This window comes from Lactiplantibacillus sp. YT640 (genome assembly GCF_049745435.1).
Lineage (GTDB): Bacteria > Bacillota > Bacilli > Lactobacillales > Lactobacillaceae > Lactiplantibacillus > Lactiplantibacillus plantarum.
The window spans coordinates 231,229-248,037 of sequence record NZ_JBMNVY010000003.1; the positions used below are offsets into that span (position 1 = coordinate 231,229).

Genomic DNA, 16,809 nt, shown 5'->3' on the forward strand with positions numbered 1-16,809 from the left:
TATGTATGTAAAAAGGCCGCCCTTAATTGGGAAGCCTTTAGTATTGTTATAGTATTCTTGGTAGATATTTCAGGGTCATTTGAGCGTCATCTAGGTCACCAATCATTGACAAACCATTAACGCCCGGTTTCAACTTAGGAAAGTCGGTTGACCAAACTGGTGAAACTAGCTTGCCGTTTACAGTAACCGTATCAGTCTCACAGTCCATCATAATTTCTTCACCGGCGCCAGCAATATAAGTTGGCTTTGTTGTGTCAACTTTATTGACTTGCCATATTTGAAGGTCAGTCATTGACATAAAGGGGTTACGATAGGCAATTTTATAATTATCTTCTGTAATTGGGTGCTTTAGGAAGACAGACCCAATCCCACCCAAGGCTGTCTGATACTTATTTTGAGTATCAACATAGGTTCCATGCACTAACATGTGAATATTAGGGTCCAGGAATGGTCGACCTGTTCGAGTCGAATACTGGGTGATACTCCAGGTAAATACTTGTCCTCGTTTAGTGATGTCCAACACTAGCCAAGCACCTGCCAGCGCTGAGTCTTCCTCTTTATTGACCACGGTTGTATAGGTGTCGACGGTTTCTTTAACGGTTTTTTTAGTTACTTTTCCATTTCTGGAACGTCCATATTTAGTGACAGTTTTGGTTGTCGTGCCAGTTTTGATTTGAATTTTCTGGTCGGGCTTATTCATAAAAGAACCTGCCGGCCCTGAACCATAGTACAAGTCAGTATAGCGATCACCATATTCCAATGTTGAGCCTGGCTCACATATTTGAAGCCTAGCCATGGGTTTAGCGCCATAGGCCATGTCACGCATGCCAAAGCGTCCAATAGTGTTACCGTTAGGGTCTAACAGCAAGACTTCAACACGCCCCATCGCACGGCTATTATGAGTACCGCTATATTTGAATTGATGGATGCCCGTTCGCACTCGCCAGTCAGTCAGTGAGTTTGTCATGCCAGTATAACGATATGCTGGTCCATACCAGCGGTCTTCACCGGTTGTGGGGATTGTACCAAAGTCATATCCAGCGCTAGTTACAGCTGGCCGCATTACATTAGTTGAAGTCTTAATCGCACTGTGGCCTTGATACGTGTACGTTTCACCAGTTTTCATATTACCAATTGCATTGGCATCATTTGTCCACATTGCCATAGTTCCCAGCGGATCATCAACAACTTTAGTATAAGGTTGAACCGCAGTGGCTTGGTCTCCCGGCGACTCAGGTCCTAAACCGAACTGGCCGCCATTTAGACTAAAGCCAATATACTTTAAATCTCGCTTAGGTATGACCTGAATAACTGGCTCCGTTCTAGCGGTACCATCAACAGTAATCGTGTTTAAGCCATTATTTAAGGGCTTCTCAACCTGTGGCAAGGTTGCCCGGGGATCGGATTGCACAAAGGTAATCGTAAGCGCCATGTCATACATGCCTGGGTTAATCGGGGCTGGGTCACTAATTGCGGTAATATGCCCCCAATATGTCACCTTGGGTTCAAAGCCGAACACTAGTGGATACTCTTTACCATTATCACCGGGGTCATCGCTTAGCAGCAGACCACTTAGGTTGTGCATAATCTGATTAAATCTGTCTTGATTATCAGCACAGTAAATTGACACTGGAATACTAATCGTTCGACTGGTAAAGTCCGTACCGTTAAACTGGTTACCATACATGGCTGGTATATCAGTTACTTGTTCAGCCATGGCCGGTGCACTAGGTAATACCACGTTTCCCATTTCAACTTGCAAATCGTCCCGGCTATTCAAGTTAGCATATTCAAAATCATCTCGTTGTAAGGTCACGATTTAACCTCCTTATTTTAATTATGTATAAGGGCGCCCGTTTAAGGGCGACCATTTGATTAATAACCCATCATTTGTGAATACTGTGAAGCTGTCTTATTGTCAGATTTAATGGCATTAACCACGTCAGATTTAGCAATAACGGCTTGAACATTGCCTTGACCTGATACTAAAGCAGCTAACAATGCAATGACTTTATCAAGTTTCTTATTGCTTTCACTGTCTGTTGGCGCAACTTGACTACCATTGTTGCCGTTTACAACCTGACTAGCTTGTGCGATTAACTGGTTAGCCCGTGATTTGTTAGTCAATGGCAATACCATTTCAGGCTTGTTGTGTTCAGCGACCTCAATCAGCTGGTTAGTGTTGATGATACCACCGTTCTCGTAGCCTTCAGGACCACTAACACGAGCAAACGCACTTGGTCCTGACCCGTATTTAGCTTTCATATAGTGGATACCAGCTAGCAAGTCATCATAACCATTAAGTGGATTATTATGGCCTGGGAACTTATAAGCATCGAAAGTTGGCTGGATAGTTTGAACTAGTCCTTTAGATGGAATACCCATTCTAGCGTTAGCGTCCCAATTGTTTACCACTGACGGGTCACCATTTGACTCACGTGCAATAACTTTCATCCACGCTGAAACTTGACTAGCACTCGCTTCAAAGCCGTTCTTCTTTAACGCTTTGATAACATCTGACTTCCAACGTTGAACACCTGATCCGCCGGGGTTACTACTACCGCCATCACCGAACTCATCAGCTAACTTGCTGATGAACTTCCAGAAACCACTACCCACTTGATTCTTAATCGTGCCTAACAGGCCACTAGACTTAGAAGACTTATCCGAGCTAGTGCTATCTGATAAACCGGGTACTCGTCCATAACCAGCAAACGAACCATAGCCACCGCCATGCACTTTACTGATACCCATACCATCACGTTCATTTTCGGCTGAATAGAACTCACCGTTGCCAGTATAAACCCCAACGTGGTCGCTACCACCTGGGCCGAAGAACACTAGGTCACCCGGTTTAGGATTGCTGACATACTTAGACGCCTTGTATTGTTCACCTGAAGTCCGTGGGAAGCTAATTCCAAGCTTCTTTAAGGTGTACTCAACTAGGCCGGAACAGTCAAACTCACTAGGGCCTTCAGCACCGTAGACATACTTGTTAGTGGCACCATACTTCTCCATCGCATTAACTAGCGTGGAACTAGAAGCACCACTGTCTAGGCTGTCACTAACGCCGCCCCATAAGGTTGACCACCACGTCTTAGCTTGCTTCTCAACACCATTGAATAGGCCGTGACCAATGTTACTCATGACACCGCTAATGCCTTTAGAAGACCAACTGAACAGATTTTCGAGTGACTTAATTGGGTGAGCGATAATTTTCTCAGCGGTATTAAAGAACTTCTCTAAACTGTCGACCTTTTTACCAACCCAGCTAGTCACGCCTGAGATACCGCTAGTCACACTGTTGAATATGTCACCAAATATCCCAGTACCACTAGCAAAGTGGCTAACACCTTGCATACTCATTAACATGGCTGTCTCACTAGCATTCAACACCTCAGTACCAGCGGGTAACATCATCTTAGTGTTGCGGCCTTGAACAATGCCTGAGTCACCATTAGGTAGCATGACCATCTCTTTGTTGCCGGTTTGTGGGCTGTCATTACCATCATTAAGCATTGCCACAGTAGGCCGTGTAATCGGGTTACGTGACCCACTAAACATACCGGTACCAGTGGCAAAATTAACATGGCTTAAATCACCGATCGTCTTTTTCTTACCGCCGAACGTATGGATGACACTATCAACCGCATTAATACCACCGTTAATAATATCAATGACATCATTCATGCCATCTTTAGCGAATCCTTTTAAGTCTTTCCATAGACCTTTGAAGATGTTCTCAACACCGGTACCTAAACTAGACCAGCCGCCCTTAAATTTACCCTTAAAGGTTGATAGCCAGTCACCCATTGAACGGCCGAATACTCTAGTATGGCTCAAGTCTTTGTTCCAATAACTATGCAGATTAGACCGCATGGTGTCCCAATGACTGTCCCAACTATGTGCAAAGCTCTTTTTCCAGCCAACCCACTTACTGCCCATGCTGCTAAAGAAGTCTCTAGTATGTTTAATTGACCTGTTCCAGTAGTGGTTTAAGTTGGAACGCATATCATTCCAGTGGCTGTCCCAACTCTTTCTAAAGCTAGACTTCCAACCGTTCCACTTCTTGCCAACGCTACTAAAGAACTCTCTAGTGTGCTTAAACGAGCCATTCCATGCACCATGCAAGTTACTAGTCATAGAATTCCAGTGACTATTCCAGCTCTTTCTGAAGCTATTTTTAAAGCCATTCCACTTCTTACCAACACTACTAAAGAAGTTTCTAGTGTTCTTAACGGAACCGTTCCAATTATTCCTGAGCGATTTGCCCATGGCTGACCAGTGACTATTCCATGACTTCTTAAAGCTGCTTTTAAAACTATTAAAGCTATCTGAAACGGTCTTAAACCACTTACCGAACTTAGTCTTGCTAAACGCCTTAGAAGCGTCATTGACCTGTTTGTCCATCGCCTTCTTAAAGCCCATTTTTTGAATGTCTTTGCTAAAACCTTTAGACCACTTTTGAATATTCTTACCAGTTTTAGTGTCCTTTAAGAACCATGTAGCTAAGCCTGCAAATGGGTTAATCAAGGTAGTTAAGATTTCGGTCTTGTGTTTTTTAAAGAAACCGGTAGTGGTTTTAGCCCATTTACCAATGGTGTTACCAACTTTGCCTAAGGCTGAGCCGACTTTCTTTTCCCAGTCATACTTGCCAGTAAACAATTTCTTCATGGCAGTCCCCATACCATTTACTGCATCGCGGAACGGTTTAATGTGCTTATAGGCTTCGTAAAAGGCTACACCTAGTGCAATCACAGCAGTTAAAACTAGTCCGATGGGGTTAGTTAGTAACAACTTGCCTAATGACAGGAATGATTTACCTAATGTTTTAATACCAGCACCTAGCACGCTGAATGCCTTAGATGCCCCTTTATAGGCGATTTTAGCCGTCCATGATAGCCCCTTGCCAATCTTGCTGCCAACTGATTTAGTGTGTGTCCACAAAGCGCTAATTCCACTCTTAGCTTTAGCGGTGGTTACGCTAGCAGCCATCTTTAACCAGTGACCCATCCCAGTCCCTGAACGCTTGACAAAACTTGCAAATTTGGTTAGTTCTCGTTCACCTTCAGCTCCATCAACCTTTGGTTTTAACACAATCCGGCTAAGCTTGCCACCTATGCCTCCTAATACACCCTTGGCAAAAGCTATTTGGTCTAAAGCTAGTTTTAAGCCGCCAATTGTTTTACTTGCAACATATGCACTAGAAGCTAAACCAGCGAATACTTTAGGATGCTTTTCAGCAAACTCGCCGACAATCTTCAATATTGGTTCAATGTCCTTGAGAGATTGTACGAACACGTTGAAAGATATCTTGGAAGCAGTCTTCATTGAACTAAAGAATGATTTAATATCTTTTTTATGGGCAATGATATTAGACCCTAATTTATCAATGTCTTTAGCAACATTAGCAAGCATTTTATTAAGAACACTAGTGACGTTGATATTTTTACCACCAAAGGCCTTAGTAACCAGCTTCATTTGAAGTGCTACAGCATTACCAACATCTTTAAATTCGGCATCGGTATCTTTATCAGATACCCATTTTGAAACAGCCTTATAAATTGGACTCTTAGCATTTAGGATGGGTTCTTCAATATCGCCAATTAACGCTGGAACACGAGCTTTAATCGTTCGTTCCATCCCGACCATTGTTTGAAGCATATTGTCGGCAGCTTTATCATATTTTCCAGACCCCAGAGAATTAAACGTTTTTTCAATGTCCGTGGCCGATATTTTACCCGCTTTAGCCATGGCCGATAAATCAGCAACCGTTACTTTCTTACCATGATTGACTTGAGTTTCATACTTAGCTAACTGTTCACGGAACATCGGGAAGTATTGACTGATTTGGTTAAGCATACCAGCATTAGCTTTACCACGTGATAAACCATTGACCATATCTTGGGTAACCGCCTGAATTTGTTGGCTATCTAAACCAACAGCGTCAGACATGTTCAGCATGGATTTGGTTAGTTCGTCTGATTCTTTTTTATTTGAATGTAGGTGATAAAAACCTTGCTCTAATTCATTTACGACATCTACAGCTTGACCAGTCTTTACAGATAAATCATTGATAGTGTCGACCATTGCTCTTGACTTAGTGGCCGTACCCGTTAGAGTCGTCCAAGTGGCCGTCATCTTTTGCTGTTCCTTTTCATACGTCATACCGGCGCTAATAGCTTCATTTATATGTGACGTGATAGCTGTAAACGCACTAGTAATCCCATTGGCTACTAAATGGGCACCTAGAATCGTACCGAATAAATGAGATGTCTTTTTGGCTTTGTCATCAATACTATCAAGCTTAGAGCGAACACTAGACATAAACTCGTGTGGCTGTTTTTCCATCGCCTTGATAAGTTCATTTTGACTAGTTTTAGCCTTTGCCATGGCTGTTGCAGTCTCATTAACACGAGTCTGCTGTAGCTTGTAAGCGTCTGAAGTTTCACCACTAGCTTTTTTAATTTTATCTAGCTCATCCGTTTGGGTTTTGTATTGGGCCTGAATATTAGAATATGCCTGTTTTAAACCACTTAAACGTGCCTTGTTAGCATCCTCTTGCTTACCCTCTGCTTCTAGGCGTTTCACATAGGACTCACTCAGAGCTGTACTTTGTTTATAGCCCTTTTGTAAGTCAGCTAAACCTGAATTGTAATATTCCAGCCTATTTTTAGCTCGATCAAGCTGGCCGCCCATACTGTCATACGACCGATTAGCTTTGTTGATTTCATCGGTCAGCTTGGTATATTCAAGCGCACCATCTTTAGTGTCCTGATTTAGTCCAGATTGACGCTTCTTTAACTCATCAATTTTAGACTTTTGTAATTCCATCGACTTAGCCAGCCCGTCTACCTTAGCTGCGGTGGCTTCTTGATATTTTCCTGCCGAGTTTAGTGCGACTTCTTGTGCCTTCCAGCCACTAGTGCTAGCTTTAACCTCGGCTGTTAATTGTTTGAGTGATTTTACAGCCTCAGCACTGTCTAAATTAACTCGACCAGTCATTTCACCGGCCACTACTTTTTTAGCCATTCTTTTTTAGCCTCCTTTTAGGCACAAACGCTTATAAGCCATACGTTTGATTAATGGCTTCTAGTGGGTCAACTAACTCAGCACGGTCTTCCTTTTTACGAGCGTTCAAAGTTTCCATCAAACTAAAAAACGAGCTATCATCGAAGTCTTTCGGTGATAACCCCTCGGTTAATAGCTGTTGAGCTAGCAAGTTAAAGTCTTCTTGCTGATTTTTTAACTTCATGACCTCTCGCTTAATCTCAGTATTGCGTTTGTGCCGGTTTATTTTGACGACTTAGCATCTTCAATTGCCTTGCGTTGCTTTTGTTCAGATAACTTAATGTCATCATCCGAAATACCATTTAACCGCATGATTAGGTAACCAACGCCTTCGCCAAAACGTTCAATTGAGATGGTATCGTTAATCGTTTCCATCTGTTTGTCAGTGTATCCCATTACCCGTTGTACAAAGTTGGTCATACTGTCCTGCAATTCCAGACCATTTTTCATTGCGTCCAATTCAGTAACTTCTTTTTCGGTGTCTTGCGATTCCAACATACCGATTTGAACTTTGGTAGCCAATCGAATGATATTGTTGGTTGGAGTTACATCGGCCGTCTTATTGATTTTAAAATAGTTTTTAGCATTAATTTTCATAGTTAATTTTGCCCCTTTAATTTAATTTGTATGTATTAAAAAGGCCACCCTTTGTGGGAAGCCTTCAGATATTACTAGTGAGTAGTTGTACCGCCAGTTGTACCACTGGTTGACGGAGTGTAGCCGCCAAACGTTTCAGCCATAAGCTTATTCAAATCAAAGCCAGTATCAGTAGACTTAGCAATCATATATGGTTGTTGAACACCATTTGCTGCTAAGAAAATGTTCGGCTTTAATGGCGTTAAGACGGTACCATTTAAGACTGTTGAGTAAGCAACTTCACTGTTGGTATCAGTCCCGTTATTAGATGCTTCTTCAACGAATTCGATATTGTTAAAGCATTCATAAATTGAGATGTCACCATCTAATGATTGAGATTCGGCAATCATCGCAACGTGTGGCTTAGGCAATTGACGAACCCATGCACCGGTATTAGCGCTCTGGGTGAATCCTTTAAGCATCTGGTTAATCTTGAAGTCCAAATCTAAAGCGGTTAAAGCCAGCGTAGGCATAGACTTACCATAAGCTGTTCGTTTGATTTGTCCATTCGCCCAGCCAGGCGTCCCGGCCGCTTCAATAGCAGTCACATTGATTTGACTGAAGCCTTCGCCGTTATGGTCGGCAACATAGATTCCGTCAGCAGATAGACCTTTAGTAGCGTCTTTAATTAAGTCGCCATTATCGTCTAGCAAAGCAAAAGTTGCTTTTAAAATGTTATGTTTTGACATTTATAAATCTCTCCTTTAAAGCATTTCATTTTTAGTGATATAAATTGTTTTAGTTACTTGGTTTGTATCTGGATCAGTTGTGTGGTGCTGACTGGATACAATTAACCAGCCGGCCTGTTTAAGGCTCTTCATTAAAGCTATCTCAGCTTCCAATGGATTAAAGTCATCGGCTAGGCCAGCCTTGTAAAAAATTTGAATTTCAACACCCATCGCTAAGCCTTTAAACGTGCTGTTTGCAAGGTAGGCTGGGCTTGAATCGGTCTCTTGCAATAGCATGACTGTACTAGTAGTGTTGTCTAAATCTTCATTAGGAATTGCATTCAGGTAGACTTTATCGAGCCACGTTAAACTGAGGGAGTTAACTAGGCTGTCCACCTGTGATACTGGTAATAACACTAGTCATCGTCCCCCTTCTTATATTCATCTAGCATGGCGTTAAATACATCATCTTGTGAGTCGGCTAAGTTATCATCAACAAAGTGATCAGCCTTAATGTATTTAGTCCCATCATTTAACCGCCTAGCATTCATGTCATGGAACTTGTTAGTCCACCCAACAATTGAACTACCATCGTGTTCACCGTCTATGTCATTGCTGTTATAGCTTATGTTGTCAGCCATGTGTCCGTACTTCTCGTCTTTATGACTTGAATAGTGTTTCTTTTTAGTGGCTTCCTTCAAGTTATCAGCTAATTTCTTAGCACCGGCTGCGGTTATCTTCTCTTGTTCAGCCTCGTTAGGGACTAGCTTGTGAACATTCTCAAGCCAACTTTCTAATTGGTCGGCCATATCATCGTTTGCCATGGCTAAGCCCCCTTAGTAACCTGTTTGAGCGTCAAATAATCGCAAGAAAGATAATTACTAGAATCATCCATGCTGTCATTGATGACATCGTAAAGTTTGCCTTTATACTGACACTTAATACCTTCATAAACTTTAGGATTATGCCTAATAATGACCACGACTTGCTCCAATTGTTCAGCTGTGAGTTGATACGAAAATGCAATTGATCGTGTATAGGGGGCGCAGTATAAACTAAACTGACTAACAAAAGTCTGCTTACTAGTTCCATTAATAGGATTTTGAACAGTTTTAACAGTGCCAATCTGTATACGTTGGTTAAAGTCAACTGGAGTTAACTTATTAATTGCCATTGTCGTTCACCTCATCCTGCTTTTGGTTATACAGGCCTCGCAATTGTCCGATGATTGAATCAACAACTAAGTCAACTGGATTAACAGTGTTTGAAGTGATTGATGTTCGGTAATACCAGTATGAACCAGCTAAGGCGTAAACAGCCGTTTCAAACAAGTCATTAACGCCTTCCATTTCATAAAAACCAGTAACGCCGTTTTCATCACCAATGGACTGCTTAATGTAACTAGTGGCTGCAGACAAGTAGCCTTTTAGCAGCTCGTCATCATCATTACCGTCAATTCGCAAAGATGATTTTAATGTTTTTAAATCGGCTGCCACTTTAATCACATCCTTACTTAGCCGCCCAGATTGTTACTGTATTGTTTATTTATTGGCGACATAGTTGGCTAATTACTTCGCAGGGGTCGTTGAAGCAGCACTAGCCGCAAAGTTGGCCGGTTGGTCAGCAATTGTACTGAATGAACCTGCAACAAAGGCATCCGTATCAGTAGCTTCAACATCAAAACGGTCAATCACACGAATCTTAGTTTGATCCTTTTCAAAGGCACCACCGCCAATATTGGTAGTCAATAAGGAAGCATTTTCTCGGTCAAACAAAGTTACCGCTTGTGATAAATCACCATAGTAAAGTGGATAAGCTGGTGCTGACACAGTCCCAACATTAGGCAACCATTTGTCAGCTACTTCTACAATCCGCTTACCACGGATTAAATATTGATCAGGTTGTGTTGGATCTGGTTGTAATAAGTAGCGGCCCATAGCATCCTTAACCTCGGACAGCACATTGAAACCTGACGTATTTGTCATTAAGAACGATGTAGATTTAATGGCAGGATCAACGGCAGTATTAATCATCGTAATAATGTCATCGAACTTAGACAAGGTTGGCTTTTTAGGCGCTTTGTTCATCGCTGCAATGATTTGAGTATTGCGAGTAACAACAACCTTCTTAGCAATCCATTGAGACAGCCAAGCCAAAATGTTGTCAGCCGTATCCTTTAATAACGAATTAGTAGCGGTAGTAATCCCAGCATACCGATGAATCGTATATTTGATAATGGATAGCTTAGGATCATCATTATCACCAATAGTAGCAGTTTCATCATCTAAATCAGCTAACGGAGTAACGTCAGTCCACTTTTCGTAAACTCGTGACCCAGTTTGAGTTGTAACAGCTTCCCGATTAACATACTGTTGTAATGAATCGTATTGGCGAACCAGCGCATTAATTGCCGTTTGAATATCTTGAGGAATAGTCAAACCAATTGCGTTGCCAGATGAGTCGGTAGAAGAAGTTACCAAGTTCATAACTTTCGGGTCGCCTTTAATCATGCCTTTGAAGTTCTTGATGAATTTAGCTTTGATGTCTTTTTCGTCATCATCAAGTGGGGTCTTGTCCTTATCATCCATGTTGGTAATTTCTTGCGCCTTGCGTTCTTCTTCCAATTGTTCATGTAAAGCATCACGTCGGGCAACCGCATTGTCACGATCTTGTTTCATTGCTTTAAATTTGTCTTGATCAAAGCTGTCGTCAAGGACAGCTGCGTTTAACTTGTCGTTTAAGTCTGATACCTTTTGCCCTTGGGCAATCCAAGCATCATTCATTGTGTTGATATTAGCCATTAGTTGGCCTCCTTTTGATTTTTACCAAATAAAATAGCCAATTTGCTGTTTCGTAATTCAGCAGATTGACTATTAGTAGTATTTTCTTTTTTAGACGATTTAGCTTTATCCTTATCCGCCTTGTAAATGAGATTCATTAGCTTATTAACTGCAGATTTAGGTGGAATATGTGAAATAGCATTAACCGGTTGCAATTGTTGATCATTAGCAAACATAATTTCGTCAGCGAAGCCCTTATCAACGGCATCACTAGCGGTTAACCACGTTTCGTTTGCCATTAACTGTAGCAAGTCAGCTTGCTCCATGCCAGTTTTAGCTTCATAAGCACTGGCAATCGACTGATCAATGCCATTTAAAATACTGGCTTCGTGCTCCAAATCGTCAGCATTACCAGCTGGTTGTGACCAAGCCTTATGGATCATAATCTGAGCAGTTGGTGAGATGTTGATATGATCGCCAGCCATAGCAACCACGCTTGCCGCACTAGCGGCTAAGCCTTGAATATTAACTGTTACATTGCCAGCATAATTCTTTAGCATGGTGTAAATCTCACTAGCAGCAAAAACATCGCCACCATTGGAAGCAATGTCAACTTCAAGTGCTTCATCGTCACCATCGTCATCGTCATCGCCACTGTCATCATTTAAAATGTCGGCAACACCCGAAGGTGATACTGCTGGCATTCCAAAGAACTGATAGAAACTAGCTGTTTGATCATCAACAATATCGCCTTTAATCATCACTTTCTTTGTCATCATTATCACCTCCTTTTCCCGATTGAATTACAACTTGTTGTGTCGCTGGATTCTTAGCATCAGGCATTTCATCTGGAAAATAACCAGTCTGCTGTAATAACCAAGTTGCTTGATTATTAGCAATTGTGCCATCTTTAGCTAGCCCTGATAGGGTGGCTGCAAATGAGTCTCCCAATGGGTCTACAGCAGTCCGTATATTGGCCGTTATCTTAGCATTAAGCTTATTATCCAGTTCAGCTAAAATCGCCTGTAAATAGCGATTAAGGGCGTTGGTGTACATGCCTTTAATTTGGTCGATATTACTTTGCTGGTCACCTTGGCCATTCAAATAACTATCAGGAATGCCGAAGACTTTGGCAATTTGCTTACTCGTCCAATCTGTTTGGCTTAACAGCTTAGTAACATCGGCTTTCATTTCTAGTGGCTTGTAATCTTCAAGTTGATCAATAACTACCGGGCCACCGTTTGACTTGTTCACCTGTTTCATGAAGTTACGTGAACGGCTGGCCTTCATCTTCTCACTTAGCAGCCCACCGTGCTGAATAGATAGGACGCCAGGAGCGCTAATTGAACGTGCTAATGCAGCCAACGTTAAACTGTTAGACGAACTCTTGACTTGTAACTCACTCGATAATGCTTTTAATGGACTGTTACCCGTCATACCGCCATCGGTACTAGCCCAGCGAATATGAATCATGTCAGACTGTGGTACATATTGAAGGACGCCCAAATTAGGCTCATCAAAGGTAACCGTATAGGTTAAGCCACTGCCATCATCTAATAAGTAAGTTTGCACTTGGCTAGGTCGCAAATATTCCCAACGCAAATCTAAACCGTTAGGATTGCGCCAGCGATATGCAAAGCATTCACCACCCAATAACAATTGTGAATACATAGACTGCCAAAACGTGTGACCGTTAGCTGTCGTGCTAGGATTGTTTAAAATTCCTTGTGCTCGTGGCATATTAGCCATTAATTGCACTGTGGCTAAGTCTCCAGATATTTGGTTAACTGCTGAATAAATATCTGAATTTTCCAAAGCGTCTTTGGCACTAACATAATCATTGTCGCCAGTTGGTGACAAAAAATTAACGATATTATCGTCGTCTACTGGCACGCTTTGAATACTAACTGAATTATTCTTTGCCGTTGGTGGTTCAAAAAAGGGCATTATTAATCATCTCCTTTTTGGCCAGCTGTTACGACTTCTGAAAGCCAGCCAATTAAAAACAAGGCTACAGCGGTTGCTAGAATTCCCTGTGCCTGTCCAAATAAAAAGGCTGCATATACCCCAGCAATCATACTTAGAATAAAACACAGCACATCAAAGTAATGCCAGATAGCTGCAAAAAATTGTTTAAAAATCATTAATATCATCTCCTAGCAATCCCGACTCTGGGTTATTAAACCATTCGAGAACTTGTTTTTCGTTCATGCGTTCGACCTGTTTATCAGAATTGTTTACGTCTGCAAAGTCTTCAAAGTGATACATGGCTTGGAATAAGGCGTCAATTAACGCATCTACCACATCAATCTTCAACGTGGCCTTAGCTTTATCAACTTGAATACCAACTTTGTCTTCATATATTTCTGCATTCAGTAGCGCCTTTTCCATAATTCGATCATCAAGTCGGTCAACCGACCCTTCGACAAACATCTTCTGCAAAAACTTAGTTGGATCCTTCAATTCACTAGTCCGCTGTCGAATGGTTTGTAACGGCCAACCAGAATTAAGCTCTAGCTGTTTGATAGTTGGTGTGGCTCCCCAAGCATCATAACCAAAAAATACCACCTCTAACCGGTGACGCTCAACAAAGTTAAGCAACCATTGATAAACCTGTTCGTCATTGATTAGTCCTTGCGGATGACTACTGATTGTGCAAAATCCTTTTTTAGCTAAGTCCCGATAATTAATACCGTCTTGTTTCTCTTTAGCTTCAATCGAACCAGCTTTCTGCCAGGGGATAAAGCTATGCTGATAAATAAACCATCTCGGTTTGTCATTATTATCACGATAAGGAAATACAAACGCTAGCGCCGTGTTATCACTAAACATCGAGTAGTCAAATCCAATATAGACTTGCCGATCATCAAAATTAAATGATGATATAATAGCTCGCTCAACGTCAGGAAGTTTCAAGAAGCTGTCGGTCGATTGTTCTAGCCACAAGTTAAGGTTTTTATTTTGGAAATCGTTGAGTGTGCCCGACAAAGCGTCAGAATCGCGCTTATCTGTCAAACCGTTCAGCAACACTTCTCGTTGGCTTGGCAAATCTAGTAAGGGATTACTTTTAACCCACATATCGGGCTTATAAGTTTCGTCCAGATTGTCCTGTGACCAAATAAGTCCCAAATATGTATCAGCATCTCGCAAATAATCTTGTTCCATGGCTTGCTGAATCATACGCTCATCATCGTGGAATGGAACAGTGGGATCAGGATATGCCGTTGAAATTTGAATAAATTGCTTATTGCGCACCTTAACTTGGCCTGAAACAATCTTAGAAATTTTTTGTCGTGTCTTAATTTCACCAATTTCATCAAATATAGCAGTTGTAAAATGAAAACTATCGTACTGACCAGCCTCATGGCTAATCGCCCGTAGCTTGTTATTAGTCTTGCTCATCACAACTTGGTCCGCTTGTGAAGACAATGTCCGAGTATCTAGCCCACTATCAGCAATCAATGACTTAAATGGCTCAATAGTTGAAATCTTGGCTAACATTGATTTAATGTAGCCTAGAATCTTGCTCGTTTGCTTGTAGTTAATTGATGAAACTAAATAATCTTGGTTAGATAGTCCCAATGACTCAATTAAATAACTATAGGCAGTAATAATCGCCATAAGATAAGTTTTACCTTGGCCTCGTGCAACTGAAACAATAGCCCGTGAAAAACGCTTGCCACCGTCATCATTACGCCAGCCAATTAGCATAGCCATAATAAACTTTTGCCATGGCATGAGCTTAGTTGGTTCGCCTGTATCAACGTTCGGACAGATGGAAGCAAATTTAAGCACTTGGTCCACTCGTTTTACTGAGTAAGCGAACGGGAATCCAACGCTACCTTGCCGTTGCAAATCTCGAATATGGCGGAAGGCTGCTAACTTAATTAAATAACCAGCAGTCACCTTCTCATCAAGAACTTCAAAGGCATATTTTGTGCCTGGGTCAGTGTATTGCTGGCGAACTTCTGAACAGTCTAATGATTGATAAGTTCCAATAACATCATGGGTTTGAGTTAAATCAATGCGCAAATTAATCACCCCCTTTGAGAAACAGTCTTTTTTTATCATCCTAGAAATTCTTTCATACGATCACTAATACTTCGCTCGTCTTTATGGTCATCTAAGTTTAATTTAAGCAAATCACTACGTGACTTAGGAGACAGTCCCAATTCAGCGCCTAACTTTGTTAGATTTTTTACGGCTGAATCATAAATTTGCGTCATGGGATTACGCTTGTAGCCTACGAAGTCCCGACCAATTTTTTTACCGGTCTGATCTTGCAACGTTTTATAGATTGCTTGGACTTCACCGTTTTCCTGAATATGTTTATACGCATTGCGATAAATCTCGTATTGGGAAGCATATTGCTCTACATGTCCGCTATCAATGCGCTTAACTGGAGTATTATCTTCTAAAAAAGGCACTAATCGACGCCAAACGACCTTAGCTTGCCGTCCTAAGTAAGCTGGCGGTGTGCGTGATAATTGACCATCGTTGACGTCTTTATCAACTTTTTTCATTTTATATGTCTCCTTTCATCATTTTGGTGACCCCCCCTACCTAAAAAATTCAAAAATTGTTTCTATCACAAAATAACGCCAATGTGTGTGCTCTTTTTTGGACGTGTTAGGGGGCGGGGGTTGTTTTAATTATCATCGTGACTAACTACATTCATAAATTTAAAGCCGCTCAAATCGAACGACAAGTGCCAATAAATCAATTGCTCATTAACACAACGATTGCTGATACATCATTGATTGGCGTTACGCTTTGCAACTCGTTGCCTTGACCAGTGCCATAGTATGATTGCTCCCAGTCCGTCTTAGCACGATGACAACTCCCACAGATTACAGCTAAATTATCAATGTTAGCTTTCAGTGTTTCGTCAAACTCAATCGGTACAATATGATCCACAGTCTTAGCAGGTTTGATGACGCCTTGCACTTTGCAGTAAGCACATAAGTAATGGTCACGCTCTAGGACTTGTTGCCTTAGATGTGACCATTGCCTTGTCCGATAGAAGCTGTATTGCTGACGCTTATCCTCATTACGATAACGTGTAACCGTGTTGTACTTGTGTGTGTATTGTTTGTCATTGCTACGTGCCCAACGTTGCCGACTAGCCAAGTACTCAGCTTCATGCTCATAGTGCTGCTGACAATAGTGGTCAGGGAAAGTGACCATCGCATGGCAGTTAGGATAGCGGCATCTTCTTGTCCTTGGCATGTTGTTTCCTCCGTTTCCTATCCAAACTAAAAGCGCCATGCTGTTTAGCACGACGCTTATCCTTGTACCACTTATCTAGCCGGGAATCAGCCTGCACCCATTCAGGTGGCTCGTACCCGTATTTACTTCTTATCATTTTCGCCATGAGACACCTCGTCATCGATCAGCTTAGCTAGCCGTCTCAACTCATCAAAGCTAATTGACATTGCTACACTGTCTCCACCAACATCATCGGTAGCCAATAAGAAACCACTTGATGGATTAATTGCCAGGCTTAGTTCCTCACCAAAACCATCTTGATAATTAAAGCTTTTTTGCATTGTGCTACCTCCTAATCGTATGTGACGAATTGTCAAATCAAGCGCAACTTTTTGCCGAAGAAAACTTCACTTGGACTTTTCCATCCCAAGACCTTGCGTGGACGG

18 protein-coding genes are annotated in these 16,809 nt (G+C 41.7%); all 18 read right to left on the minus strand.

Going from position 1 to position 16,809, the window contains the following annotated elements; all coding sequences use genetic code 11:
• Positions 1-46: 46 nt before the first annotated feature.
• The 18 genes from ACOV1R_RS03915 to ACOV1R_RS04000 all read right to left on the minus strand — a co-directional run bounded on the left by ACOV1R_RS03915 (position 47) and on the right by ACOV1R_RS04000 (position 16,704).
• Positions 47-1,816 (minus strand): phage distal tail protein, encoded by a 1,770-nt coding sequence (locus tag ACOV1R_RS03915; protein ID WP_128485025.1) that lies wholly within the window; start codon positions 1,814-1,816, stop codon positions 47-49.
• A 59-nt stretch (positions 1,817-1,875) separates the two neighbouring features.
• Positions 1,876-7,032 (minus strand): NlpC/P60 family protein, encoded by a 5,157-nt coding sequence (locus tag ACOV1R_RS03920; protein ID WP_217203312.1) that lies wholly within the window; start codon positions 7,030-7,032, stop codon positions 1,876-1,878.
• Between the two features lie 31 nt (positions 7,033-7,063).
• The gene (locus tag ACOV1R_RS03925) at positions 7,064-7,255 is read right to left on the minus strand and encodes a hypothetical protein (protein WP_097558081.1); all 192 of its coding nucleotides are present in this window, start codon (positions 7,253-7,255) and stop codon (positions 7,064-7,066) included.
• A 38-nt stretch (positions 7,256-7,293) separates the two neighbouring features.
• Positions 7,294-7,668: a phage tail assembly chaperone gene (locus tag ACOV1R_RS03930; RefSeq protein WP_097558080.1), complete on the minus strand. Its 375-nt coding sequence runs from the start codon at positions 7,666-7,668 to the stop codon at positions 7,294-7,296.
• A gap of 74 nt (positions 7,669-7,742) precedes the next feature.
• On the minus strand, positions 7,743-8,396 hold the full coding sequence (locus ACOV1R_RS03935) for a phage tail protein (RefSeq protein WP_097558079.1): 654 nt from the start codon (positions 8,394-8,396) through the stop codon (positions 7,743-7,745).
• Between the two features lie 15 nt (positions 8,397-8,411).
• Positions 8,412-8,792 carry a DUF806 family protein gene (locus tag ACOV1R_RS03940; RefSeq protein ID WP_097558078.1) on the minus strand — a complete coding sequence of 127 codons (381 nt, stop codon included), beginning with the start codon at positions 8,790-8,792 and terminating at the stop codon, positions 8,412-8,414.
• Positions 8,792-9,199, minus strand: a complete 408-nt coding sequence (locus ACOV1R_RS03945; RefSeq protein WP_097558077.1) for an HK97-gp10 family putative phage morphogenesis protein — start codon at positions 9,197-9,199, stop codon at positions 8,792-8,794. The genes ACOV1R_RS03940 and ACOV1R_RS03945 overlap by 1 nt, the downstream gene beginning before the upstream one ends.
• 2 nt (positions 9,200-9,201) lie before the next feature.
• On the minus strand, positions 9,202-9,549 hold the full coding sequence (locus ACOV1R_RS03950; RefSeq protein ID WP_085439187.1) for a phage head closure protein: 348 nt from the start codon (positions 9,547-9,549) through the stop codon (positions 9,202-9,204).
• Positions 9,539-9,871, minus strand: a complete 333-nt coding sequence (locus ACOV1R_RS03955; protein WP_097558076.1) for a head-tail connector protein — start codon at positions 9,869-9,871, stop codon at positions 9,539-9,541. Before ACOV1R_RS03955 ends, ACOV1R_RS03950 begins: the two co-directional genes overlap by 11 nt.
• 72 nt (positions 9,872-9,943) lie before the next feature.
• Positions 9,944-11,176: a phage major capsid protein gene (locus tag ACOV1R_RS03960; protein WP_128485024.1), complete on the minus strand. Its 1,233-nt coding sequence runs from the start codon at positions 11,174-11,176 to the stop codon at positions 9,944-9,946.
• The gene (locus ACOV1R_RS03965; protein WP_128485156.1) at positions 11,176-11,931 is read right to left on the minus strand and encodes a head maturation protease, ClpP-related; all 756 of its coding nucleotides are present in this window, start codon (positions 11,929-11,931) and stop codon (positions 11,176-11,178) included. Before ACOV1R_RS03965 ends, ACOV1R_RS03960 begins: the two co-directional genes overlap by 1 nt.
• Positions 11,909-13,102: a phage portal protein gene (locus tag ACOV1R_RS03970; RefSeq protein WP_128485023.1), complete on the minus strand. Its 1,194-nt coding sequence runs from the start codon at positions 13,100-13,102 to the stop codon at positions 11,909-11,911. The genes ACOV1R_RS03965 and ACOV1R_RS03970 overlap by 23 nt, the downstream gene beginning before the upstream one ends.
• Before the next feature lie 2 nt (positions 13,103-13,104).
• A complete protein-coding gene (locus tag ACOV1R_RS03975; protein WP_021357851.1) occupies positions 13,105-13,299 on the minus strand; it encodes a DUF1056 family protein in 195 nt (64 codons plus the stop codon).
• On the minus strand, positions 13,289-15,187 hold the full coding sequence (locus ACOV1R_RS03980; RefSeq protein WP_128485022.1) for a terminase large subunit: 1,899 nt from the start codon (positions 15,185-15,187) through the stop codon (positions 13,289-13,291). The genes ACOV1R_RS03975 and ACOV1R_RS03980 overlap by 11 nt, the downstream gene beginning before the upstream one ends.
• 35 nt (positions 15,188-15,222) lie before the next feature.
• On the minus strand, positions 15,223-15,678 hold the full coding sequence (locus ACOV1R_RS03985) for a phage terminase small subunit P27 family (protein WP_054519270.1): 456 nt from the start codon (positions 15,676-15,678) through the stop codon (positions 15,223-15,225).
• Between the two features lie 196 nt (positions 15,679-15,874).
• Positions 15,875-16,384 carry an HNH endonuclease gene (locus ACOV1R_RS03990; RefSeq protein WP_054519271.1) on the minus strand — a complete coding sequence of 170 codons (510 nt, stop codon included), beginning with the start codon at positions 16,382-16,384 and terminating at the stop codon, positions 15,875-15,877.
• The gene (locus tag ACOV1R_RS03995) at positions 16,353-16,529 is read right to left on the minus strand and encodes a hypothetical protein (RefSeq protein WP_054519272.1); all 177 of its coding nucleotides are present in this window, start codon (positions 16,527-16,529) and stop codon (positions 16,353-16,355) included. The genes ACOV1R_RS03990 and ACOV1R_RS03995 overlap by 32 nt, the downstream gene beginning before the upstream one ends.
• Positions 16,507-16,704, minus strand: coding sequence for a hypothetical protein (locus ACOV1R_RS04000; protein WP_054519273.1), 198 nt, complete (start codon positions 16,702-16,704; stop codon positions 16,507-16,509). The genes ACOV1R_RS03995 and ACOV1R_RS04000 overlap by 23 nt, the downstream gene beginning before the upstream one ends.
• Positions 16,705-16,809 lie beyond the last annotated feature (105 nt).